Origin of the sequence: uncultured Phascolarctobacterium sp. (assembly GCF_905212365.1) — a bacterium.
In the GTDB taxonomy this organism is placed as follows: Bacteria; Bacillota; Negativicutes; order Acidaminococcales; family Acidaminococcaceae; genus Phascolarctobacterium_A.
The window spans coordinates 1-9,839 of sequence record NZ_CAJMEH010000069.1 but is presented as its reverse complement, the minus strand read 5'-3'; the positions used below and the strand labels follow the sequence as shown (position 1 = coordinate 9,839).

Sequence of the window (9,839 nt, the reverse complement as noted above, 5' to 3'; positions counted from 1 at the left end):
CTCAAGCATTCGCTTGAGTCTTTTTCTATGCGCTGATAACTGCCGACAAGGACGCTGCAGTCTGGATATAGAGATGGAAACGGGCGCGGGATGCGTTTGTGCGTCAACCAGCAGGGCGAGCGCATGGACGCAGAAGCTTGCGGCGACGCCGTACAGGAAATAAATAAACTGACGGTTGTCGCCAGCGAAAGCTACACAGATTTTGTCGGCGGTTTGCAAACGGATATTAAAGATAATCTTTACGCGCGTCCGACGAAAGCGACGGTGGAATACTTTACTAATCAGATAGTCAAAGTCGAAAATAAAACTTATAAAATCGACCAGTCTAAGGCTTACGCTATTTTTACGTACTTGAGGACGAAAATCATAATGCGCTTTACTGAGGTAATTTCCACAAAATAGCTGAAATCTGCGGCAAGATATGATATAATATTTTTTCAAGATAAGATTTGTCAACGAGGCTTATCTTTTGACTGTACACTTAATACGCCGCTTAGCGGGGTTAGGAGGAACTTTGTGTTAAAGAGCATGACCGGCTTTGGCCGCGGCGAATACGAGGACGATAATTTTTCTATCACCGTGGAAATGAAGGCCGTAAACCATCGTTACAACGAGGTTGCGATTCGGCTGCCGCGGTTTTTGAATCCGTTGGAGGACCGCATTCGCAAAACAATTTTGAAAACTATAAGCCGCGGACGCATCGACGTCTTTATTAACGCCGATTATACCGCCAGCGGCAACTGCACGCTGAAGGTGGATAAGAATTTAGCCGCCGCGTACCACAACGCTTTGCAGGAGGTGGGCGAGGCAGTTGGCGCTGCGGAAACAGGTATTAACGCCGCTGCGGAAATTTTATATATCGCCCGCTGCCAGGACGTTATCAATGTTAAGGAAGGCTTTTTTGACGTAGAAAGCGTGTGGCCCAAGGTAGAGCAGGCTTTGCGGCAGGCTGTGACCAATTTGGTAGCTATGCGCGAGGCCGAGGGCGGCAATATTTACGGCGATTTTATTTACCGCGCCGATTTGATTGCCGAAAAGCTAGCTTTAATCGAGGAGCGTTCGCCCATAGTGGTGGAGGAATATCAGAATAAGCTTTCGGAGCGTCTGAATAATCTTTTGGCGGAGCATAATGTGACGGTGGAGCCGGAGCGTTTGCTGCAGGAGGTGGCGATTTTCGCCGATCGCACCAGCGTTACGGAAGAAATTGTGCGCTTGAAGAGCCATATCAAGCAGTTCAAGCTGATTCTCGCTTCCGACCATCCGGTGGGGCGCAAGCTGGACTTTTTGATTCAGGAGTTCAACCGCGAGGCCAATACCATCGCGTCCAAGGCCAACGATTATACTTTGGCGCAGATTGTGGTGGAAATTAAGGCCGAGATTGAAAAAATCCGCGAGCAGGTACAGAATATCGAATAAAGCAGAAGGCTGCTGCGTAAATAAAACGAGGAGGTTAGTATGGATATTAAGCTTATCAATATCGGCTTTGGCAACGTAGTCGCCGCCAACCGCATCATTGCCATTATCAGCCCGGAATCCGCGCCCATTAAGCGCATTATTCAGGAGGCGCGCGATAAGGGCTTGCTGATCGACGCTACTTACGGCCGCCGTACCCGCGCTGTGGTGGTTGCCGACAGCGGGCATATTATGCTGTCCGCCGTGCAGCCGGAAACAGTGGCTAACCGCCTTGCTCAAAACGATGTAGAGGATGAGGAGTAAAACGATGGTAATGGGAAAGCAAAAGGAAAGCGTCACTCCCAAGGGCGTGCTGCTGGTGGTGTCCGGGCCTTCGGGAGCTGGCAAGGGCACGATTTGCCAGATGCTGCGCGAGAAGCTGCCGGATTTGGGCTATTCTATTTCGGTAACGACGCGCCAGCCCCGTAACGGCGAGGTGGACGGCGTAAATTATTTTTTTAAGACCGTGCCCCAGGTCAAGGAGATGATTGAACGCGGCGAGCTTTTGGAATATGCCGAGGTGTACGGCAATTATTACGGTACGCCGCGCCAATATGTTATGGAGCAGCTGCAAAGCGGCCGCGACGTGCTGCTGGAAATAGATATTCAGGGAGCGCTGCAGATAAAAAAACGTTTTCCGGAGGGCGTATTCGTTTTTATCGTGCCGCCGTCACTGGACGAGCTGTCCGCGCGCATTTACAAGCGCGGCACCGACAGCGAGGACGTTATTCAGCGGCGCATGGCTTCGGCGGCCAGCGAGCTGACTTACGCTGCGGAATACGATTATATCATCGTGAACGATATTGCCGAAAAGGCGGCGCAGAAGGTGCTGACGATTATGGAAGCGGAGCGCTACCGTGTGGCGAGAACGTATTTTATTGTAGATAAAATTTGCAAGGGCAAAGCCGATACAAATACGAAGGAGTGAATAGTTATGTCTATGGTAGATCCGTCCATCGACTATTTGGCTGAAAAGGTGGACAGCAAATATACTTTGGTTATTTTGGCCGCCAAAAGAGCGCGCGAGCTGACGAAGCCGGAAATTAACGCGCCGGAAAAGGAAGTCAGCACCGCTTTGAAGGAAATTGCCGACGATACCATTACTTACGAGCGCACGAAGAACGTGTAAAAGCGGGAGGACGAAGCCTTGTTGAAGGGTAAAAAAATAGTTTTAGGCGTTACCGGCGGCATTGCCGTTTATAAAGCGGTGGATTTGGTGAGCCGTCTGCGTAAGCAGGGCTGCCAGGTGCGCGTAGTGATGACGGAGCACGCCCAGCAGTTTGTTACCCCGCTGACCTTTAAGGAAATCAGCGGCAATCAGGTGGCTGTATCCATGTGGAGCGGCAATCAGGAATTTAATGTGGAGCATATCGCTTTGGCTAATTGGGCCGACGCTTTCGTAGTAGCGCCGGCGACCGCCAATATTCTGGCGAAGATGGCTTACGGCCTGGCGGACGATTTGCTGAGTACGACGCTCTTGGCGGCGCAGGCTCCCATTATCGTTTGTCCGGCTATGAATACCGGTATGTATGAAAATCCTGCGACTCAGGAAAATATCGCCAAGCTGAAGGCGCGCGGCGTGACCGTGATGCCTCCTGCCGTGGGCAAGCTGGCCTGCGGCACCAGCGGCGCGGGGCGTTTGCCTGAACCGCAGCAGATTGTGGAATTTATCAGCGGCTTTTTCGCCCGCCGCGAAGGCGATCTGCGGGGACTTAAGGTTTTGGTTACCGCAGCAGGCACCCGCGAGCCTATCGACCCGGTGCGTTTCGTGGGCAACCGTTCCAGCGGCAAAATGGGCTATGCCGTGGCGCAGATGGCTGCCGAGCGCGGCGCGGAGGTGCTGCTGATCAGCGGGCCTTCGGCTTTGGCGATTCCGGCCAATGTGCAGGCTGTTAAAGTGGAAACTACTAACGAAATGCTGGAGGCCTGCCTTGCGGCTTACGGCGATATGGATATCGTAATCAAGGCTGCCGCCGTAGCCGATTACCGGCCGCACGATGTGGCGGATCAAAAGATTAAGAAGAAAACCGACGACGCCTTGACTGTGGTCATGGACAAGAATCCGGATATTTTAAAAACCTTGGGCGGACAAAAAACGCATCAGGTGCTGGTGGGCTTCGCTGCCGAAACGCAGAACCTGCTGGCCAACGCCAGAGAAAAGGTGGTTAAGAAAAATTTGGATATGATTGTCGCTAACGACGTCACGGCCGCAGGCGCGGGTTTTAACGCCGATACGAATATCGTGAAGTTTTTGTTTGCCGACGGCGAGGTGCGTTCGTTGGAGCAGATGCCCAAGGTGGACGTCGCCAACTGCATTCTTGACGAAGCGCTGAAAATCAGAAAGAGCAGGTAAGTAGCGGACGGCGATAATTTTTCTTGTGTAATTCTTGTGAATTTGCAGGAAAGCGCTTGCTATTCCCGGCAGGATGTATTATACTAGTCAAAGTAATAAGTTAATATTACTCATCAAGAGCGGTGGAGGGACTGGCCCTGAGAAGCCGCAGCAACCATTGCAGAGCAGAATCTGTAAACGGTGCTAAGTCCGGCAGCACTTTAGCTGTGAGATGAGGATGCTTTAAAGATTTTTTGCAGCGTTCTCATTACGAGAACGCTTTTTTAATGTCTGCGGCAAAGTCCGCGAAAGGAGCTTTATATGAGAAAATTATTTACTTCTGAATCCGTAACCGAAGGGCATCCAGATAAAATTGCCGACCAAATTTCCGACGCGGTGCTGGACGCCATTTTGAGCAAGGACCCCAAAGGTCGCGTAGCCTGCGAAACTATTGTTACCACAGGCCAGATTCATATTTTCGGCGAAATTTCCACGCAATGTTACGTCGACATTCCGCGCATCGCCCGCCAGACGGTTATCGACATCGGTTATGACCGCGCTAAGTACGGCTTCGACGGCAACACCTGCGGCGTACTGATTTCCATTGACGAGCAGTCCCCCGATATCGCTATGGGCGTCGATAAAGCTTTGGAGGCTAAGGAAGGCATGGCCGCCGATGAAGAAGCTGGCGCAGGCGACCAGGGCATGATGTTCGGCTATGCTACTAACGAAACCGACAGCTATATGCCCATGCCAGCTTATCTGGCTAATAAATTATCTCTGCGCCTGACCGAAGTGCGCAAGAACGGCACGCTGGCTTACCTGCGTCCGGACGGCAAAACTCAGGTTACTGTGGAATACGATAACGGCAAGCCCGTGCGCGTAGACGCAGTCGTAGTTTCTTCCCAGCACGCGCCGGAAATTACGCAGGAGCAAATCCATAAGGATATTATCGAACAGGTCATCAAACCGGTAATCCCGGAAGCTATGCTGGACGAAAATACCAAATATTATATTAACCCCACGGGGCGCTTTGTTATCGGCGGGCCGCAGGGCGACGCTGGACTGACCGGCCGCAAGATCATCGTCGATACCTACGGCGGGATGGCCCGTCACGGCGGCGGCGCTTTCTCCGGCAAGGACCCGTCCAAGGTTGACCGCAGCGCCGCTTACGCCGCCCGTCATGTGGCGAAGAATATCGTGGCCGCAGGTTTGGCCGACAAATGCGAAATCCAGCTGGCTTACGCCATCGGCGTGGCGCAGCCTGTTTCCGTTTTGGTAGAAACCTTCGGCACCGGCAAAATCGCCGACGAAAAAATTTCCGAGCTGGTGCGCAAAAATTTCGCTTTGAGCCCGACGGGCATCATCAAAGAATTGGATTTGCTGCGCCCGATTTACAAGCAGACTGCGGCTTACGGTCATTTTGGCCGCACCGACGTCGACTTGCCGTGGGAGCATCTAGATAAGGCCGAAGCTTTGCGGGAGCAGGCCGGACTGTAAATTTTAATTAGAGCATACAAAAATATTTTAGCGAAAGCCGCGGGCAAAGCAGCCTGGGCTTTCGCTTTTCGTATTGTAGGGAAGCTTTTAATTTGCGGCTCTAATAGTGCGCCGTAATTTTTAAGAAAAATTTTTGTTTGGCGTTTGCTCTTTTAATGCAGCGTCGGATTTGGTATAATTAAGGTATGCAGTATCATGCAATTTTTTGAATAATATTGCAAAGCGGCAGGGAGGTTATCATGTTTGTTTTGAAAAATGGCGACGGCATTGCATGGCCGTCGGGCAAAAAGATTGCCGTGATGGTGACCTTCGATTTTGACGCGGAGCTTTTGCGCCAATCGGTGATTGGTAAACGCGATATAGGATTTTCCGACCGCAGCCGTGGCAGGTACGGCCCGGACGAAGGCCTAGCGCGCTGCCTGGATATGCTGCGGCGGCAGAATTTGCAAACTACTTTTTTCGTTCCGGGGCGCGTAGCCGAGCTGTACCCCGATAAAGTAAAACAAATTGCGGACGCGGGGCACGAGCTGGCGTACCACGGTTATCTGCACGAAGCGTCAGTGGATATGCCCGCGGCGGAGGAAAAAGGCAATATGGCTAAAAGCGAAGCGCTGTTGCAAGCGTTTGGCGGGCAAAGAATTGTGGGCTACCGCGGGCCGCTGGATTTATTGCCGAACTGCGCGTTGGCTTTAATGGAGCGGCGCGGTTATTTATATTGTTCGACCTTGAAGGACTGCGACTGGGCGTATATCCATCCCGATACGGGCGTCGTGGAACTGCCCACGGAGCCGTCGCTGGACGATTTTTCTTTCTTTTATTTTTCTTACGCCGACGAGGCGACGATTACCTGCACGTATCCTGTGGATTACGTTTATGAGATTTGGCGCGATAATTTCGACGAGCTGGCGGAAGAGGGCGACAAGATTATGGTTCTCAAGCTGCATCCGCAGCTTATAGGGCGCGCCAGCCGCGTGCGTATGCTGGAACGCTTGATAATCTATATGAAAGAACACGGTGCCTGGCTGGCGTCCTGTCGCGAGGTGGCGGCTTACGTTAAAAAATTTTACGCCGGACGCGGAGCTGCGGAAGGGGGCGGGGAGCGATGAACTGGCATTGGCCCGATAATAAACGCATGGCTTTGTGCCTGTCCTTCGATATCGACGCCGAAACCCTGTGGCTGACGCGCAATGAAATCAACGCGCGCCATCTGGCGAATATGTCGCGCGGGCTGTACGCGACGAAGCAGGGCTTGCCGCGCATTTTACGCTTGCTGGCCGAAGAAGGACTCAAGGCTACGTTTTTCACCACGGCTTACACCGCCGAAATCCATCCGGAAATTATCCAGTATATTGCGGCGCAGGGGCACGAGATTGGCTATCACGGCTACCTGCACGAGGTGAAGGATACCTACGAGGAAGAAAGCGCGCTTATGGATAAGGTGGATGCGATTTTTCGCAAACTGACGGGCAAGCGCCCGGTGGGCGTGCGGATGCCCGACGGTATTATCCACGATTTTCACAAGCGGCTGTGGCTGGAGCGCGGCATAATTTATTCTTCCAACTGGCGCAATAACGACGGGCCGTTTCTGCTGGATTTGGACGGCGGGGAAATTCCTATCGTAGAGCTGCCAAAGGACGGCGTGGTGGACGATACGTCCTACGATATGTATACCCTGCAGCACCCGGAGCATTATTATTTGCGCAGCGGCCGCGAGATGGTAAAAATCTGGCAGGACGAAATCGACGGCCTGGCGGAAGAAGGCAGGATGTTGAATCTGGTGATGCATCCGCAGTTCATCGGACGGCCGGGGTATGTGCGCGCGCTGCGCGGTTTTTTGCGCTATGCCGCCGCAAACGGCGTGTGGATTGCGACGGACGAACAGGTTGCCAGGCATGTATTAGCCCAGAAGGGGTATAATATAGAAGTAAAATATTAATGAAAAGAGGGGTTCATGATGAAAAAATTTACGATGAAAAGCATTTTCGCCTTTTTGGCGACGGCTATGCTGGCTATGATGCTGGTGGGCTGCGGCGGCGAAAAGAAAGAAGAAGCCAAGGCCGATGCAGGCAAGGGCGAAAAATGGATTGTCGCCATCAATTCCACCTTCCCGCCGTTTGAATCGGTAAAGGAAGGTACGAAGGATTATCAGGGCATCGACATCGATATCGCTCATTATCTGGCGAAGAAGATGAATAAGCAGGTTGAATTCACCGATATGAAATTCGCTTCCTTGGTGCCGACGCTGCAGAGCGGCCGCGCTAATATTATTATTTCCGCGATTTCACCGACGGAAGAGCGCATGAAGGTTGTCGACTTTACGAAGCCGTACTATTTCCCGATGAAAGCGATTATCTGCAAAAAAGGCGCGGGCTTCGACACGATGGACAAGCTGAAAGGGCAGAAGGCCGGCGCTTCCATGGGCACGACCTTCGTTAAGGATTTAAAGGCCGTACCCGGTATTGACGTAGTGGAGCTGGACACTACGCCGCTGGTTATCCAGGACATTAAGAACGGGCGTCTGGCAGGCGGTCTGTTCGATTCTTCCCAAGCCGCCGTATTCGTAAAGCAAAACCCGGAATTGGAGCTGCATATCGTAGAAGCGCCCGTACTCATGGGCGATACCTTCGCTATCGCTTTGCCGAAGGGCTCCAAGGATACGGAAAAGCTGAACGCATTGCTGAAAGAAATGCGTACCAACGGCGAGCTGCATAAAATTTTAGTGGAGCATTTGGGCGAGGATGCGACTAAGCAATACGAAGCAGCAACTGAAAAACTGGATATCGCCAAGCTGTAAGGGAGTGCGAAGCAAATGTTGGATTTTTCCGTACTGGAACCGTACTTTCCCCTGCTGGCCGCTTCGATATGGATTACGCTGAAGTTTACTTTTTTGTCCACCATCATGGGCTTTTTGGGCGGCTTCATTCTGGCGTTAATCACTTTGTCGAAAAACAGGCTGTTGTCCTTCCTGGCGAAGGCTTATATTTCTGTGTTCCGCGGCACGCCGCTTTTAGTGCAGCTGATGCTGATTTATTTTGCTACGCCGCAGCTAACGAGCTATACGATTTCCGCGCTGGAGGCCGGCGTGCTGTCCTTCGGCTTGAATTCGGCGGCGTATATTTCGGAGGCGCTGCGCGGCGGCATTCTGGCGGTCGATAAGGGGCAGTGGGAAGGCGCGATGTCTTTGGGCGTGCCCAAGCATCGCTTTTTGCTGGATATCATTCTGCCGCAGGCGATTAAGAACGCGCTGCCGTCCTTGGTCAACGAAAGCATTATGCTGCTCAAGGATTCCAGTCTCGTTTCCGTTATCGGCGTGGCGGATACGCTGCGCTGGGCCGATTTGATTCAGGCCAAGACCTTCCGCGCTTTCGAGGCTTTTATCGTGGCGGCGGCTGTGTATTACGTTCTGGTTATGGCCTTGAACTTTTTAGGTTCGATTTTAGAAAAGAAGGTGCGCGTCAGTGATTGAGATTCAACACCTATCGAAAAATTTTGGCGGCCTGCAGGTACTCAAGGACGTGTCCCTGACCATCCATAAGGGCGAAGTCGTGACGATTATCGGTTCGTCGGGCAGCGGCAAATCGACGCTCCTGCGCTGCATTAATTTATTGGAGCAGCCCACGGGCGGCTCGATTTTGTTCGAGGGCGTGGACATCGTTAATTCCAAAGTAAAAATTGAGGACATCCGCAAGAACGCCTGCATGGTCTTTCAGCATTTTAATTTGTTCGCCAATATGACGGTTTTGGAAAATATGACGTACGCGCCGCGCGTGGTTAATAAATTATCTAAGGCCGAAGCGACGGAAAAAGCGCTGAAGCTTTTGGCAAAGGTTAATATGAGCGACAAGGCCAACGAATATCCCAGCCGTTTGAGCGGCGGGCAGAAGCAGCGCGTCGCTATCGCCCGCGCTTTGTGCATGGAGCCCAAGGTGCTGCTTTTGGACGAGCCGACGAGCGCGCTGGACCCGGAAATGGTTAAGGAGGTGCTGGACGTTATCAAGCAGTTGGCTAATACGGGCATCACCATGGTGCTGGTGACGCACGAGATGGGCTTCGCCAAGGACGTATCCGATACCGTGTATTTTATGGACGGCGGTTATTTGATTGAAAGCGGTACGCCCGACGAAGTCTTTAACCATCCAAAAACGGAACGCGCGAAGAAATTTTTGGCTTCTATTTTGGTGTAGCGATGAAAATATTTATTATCAATCCCGATTACGGGATGACGGACGGGCAGTTGGCGCAGCGTTGCCAGCTGCTTGCCCAATATGTGGGGCCGGACGTGGAGCTGCATATGGAATGCCTGACGCAAAATAAAATCGCGCTTGACTCGGCGCTGGACGCGGCGCTGGCCGCTCCGGAAATTATTACGCTGGCGGCGCGGGCGCAGCGCGAGGGTTATGACGCCGTGGTTATCTATTGCTTCAGCGGCCCGGCGGTGGACGCCTGCCGCGAGCTTTTGCGTATTCCCGTCGTCGGCGGCGGGCAGGCGGCCTGCTTGTTAGCGCCTTTAGTGGGGCGGCAGGCGGGCCTGCTGCTGGCGGACGTTTTGCGCGCG

At 52.6% G+C, this 9,839-nt stretch carries 13 protein-coding genes and 1 riboswitch; all 13 genes read left to right on the top strand.

The annotated features are described in order from the left end of the window. The first annotated feature begins 123 nt into the window (after positions 1 to 123). A complete protein-coding gene (locus tag QZ105_RS09390; protein ID WP_293729659.1) occupies positions 124 to 402 on the top strand; it encodes a hypothetical protein in 279 nt (92 codons plus the stop codon). Between the two features lie 114 nt (positions 403 to 516). Next, the gene (locus tag QZ105_RS09385) at positions 517 to 1,416 is read left to right on the top strand and encodes a YicC/YloC family endoribonuclease (protein WP_293729658.1); all 900 of its coding nucleotides are present in this window, start codon (positions 517 to 519) and stop codon (positions 1,414 to 1,416) included. A gap of 39 nt (positions 1,417 to 1,455) precedes the next feature. Further along, complete coding sequence (remA, locus tag QZ105_RS09380) at positions 1,456 to 1,716, top strand: extracellular matrix/biofilm regulator RemA (RefSeq protein ID WP_293729657.1); 261 nt, start codon at positions 1,456 to 1,458, stop codon at positions 1,714 to 1,716. 10 nt (positions 1,717 to 1,726) lie between these two features. After that, positions 1,727 to 2,380 carry a guanylate kinase gene (gmk, locus tag QZ105_RS09375; protein ID WP_366936033.1) on the top strand — a complete coding sequence of 218 codons (654 nt, stop codon included), beginning with the start codon at positions 1,727 to 1,729 and terminating at the stop codon, positions 2,378 to 2,380. A gap of 12 nt (positions 2,381 to 2,392) precedes the next feature. Then, positions 2,393 to 2,581, top strand: a complete 189-nt coding sequence (rpoZ, locus tag QZ105_RS09370; RefSeq protein ID WP_293729660.1) for a DNA-directed RNA polymerase subunit omega — start codon at positions 2,393 to 2,395, stop codon at positions 2,579 to 2,581. Between the two features lie 18 nt (positions 2,582 to 2,599). Further along, complete coding sequence (coaBC, locus tag QZ105_RS09365; protein WP_293729655.1) at positions 2,600 to 3,805, top strand: bifunctional phosphopantothenoylcysteine decarboxylase/phosphopantothenate--cysteine ligase CoaBC; 1,206 nt, start codon at positions 2,600 to 2,602, stop codon at positions 3,803 to 3,805. Between the two features lie 107 nt (positions 3,806 to 3,912). Beyond that, a riboswitch (SAM riboswitch) is annotated at positions 3,913 to 4,023 on the top strand. Positions 4,024 to 4,105: 82 nt separating this feature from the next. Next, positions 4,106 to 5,284: a methionine adenosyltransferase gene (metK, locus tag QZ105_RS09360; RefSeq protein ID WP_293729654.1), complete on the top strand. Its 1,179-nt coding sequence runs from the start codon at positions 4,106 to 4,108 to the stop codon at positions 5,282 to 5,284. Between the two features lie 239 nt (positions 5,285 to 5,523). After that, entirely contained in the window at positions 5,524 to 6,390 is an 867-nt protein-coding gene (locus tag QZ105_RS09355; RefSeq protein ID WP_293729653.1) for a polysaccharide deacetylase, read from the top strand. Beyond that, positions 6,387 to 7,220, top strand: a complete 834-nt coding sequence (locus QZ105_RS09350; protein WP_293729652.1) for a polysaccharide deacetylase — start codon at positions 6,387 to 6,389, stop codon at positions 7,218 to 7,220. The genes QZ105_RS09355 and QZ105_RS09350 overlap by 4 nt, the downstream gene beginning before the upstream one ends. Before the next feature lie 15 nt (positions 7,221 to 7,235). Next, entirely contained in the window at positions 7,236 to 8,078 is an 843-nt protein-coding gene (locus QZ105_RS09345; RefSeq protein WP_293729651.1) for a transporter substrate-binding domain-containing protein, read from the top strand. Between the two features lie 15 nt (positions 8,079 to 8,093). Then, positions 8,094 to 8,750, top strand: coding sequence for an amino acid ABC transporter permease (locus tag QZ105_RS09340; protein ID WP_293729650.1), 657 nt, complete (start codon positions 8,094 to 8,096; stop codon positions 8,748 to 8,750). Then, positions 8,743 to 9,468 carry an amino acid ABC transporter ATP-binding protein gene (locus tag QZ105_RS09335; protein ID WP_293729649.1) on the top strand — a complete coding sequence of 242 codons (726 nt, stop codon included), beginning with the start codon at positions 8,743 to 8,745 and terminating at the stop codon, positions 9,466 to 9,468. The genes QZ105_RS09340 and QZ105_RS09335 overlap by 8 nt, the downstream gene beginning before the upstream one ends. A gap of 2 nt (positions 9,469 to 9,470) precedes the next feature. Further along, positions 9,471 to 9,839: aspartate/glutamate racemase family protein (locus QZ105_RS09330; RefSeq protein WP_293729648.1), on the top strand; the 369-nt coding region annotated here is incomplete at its 3' end.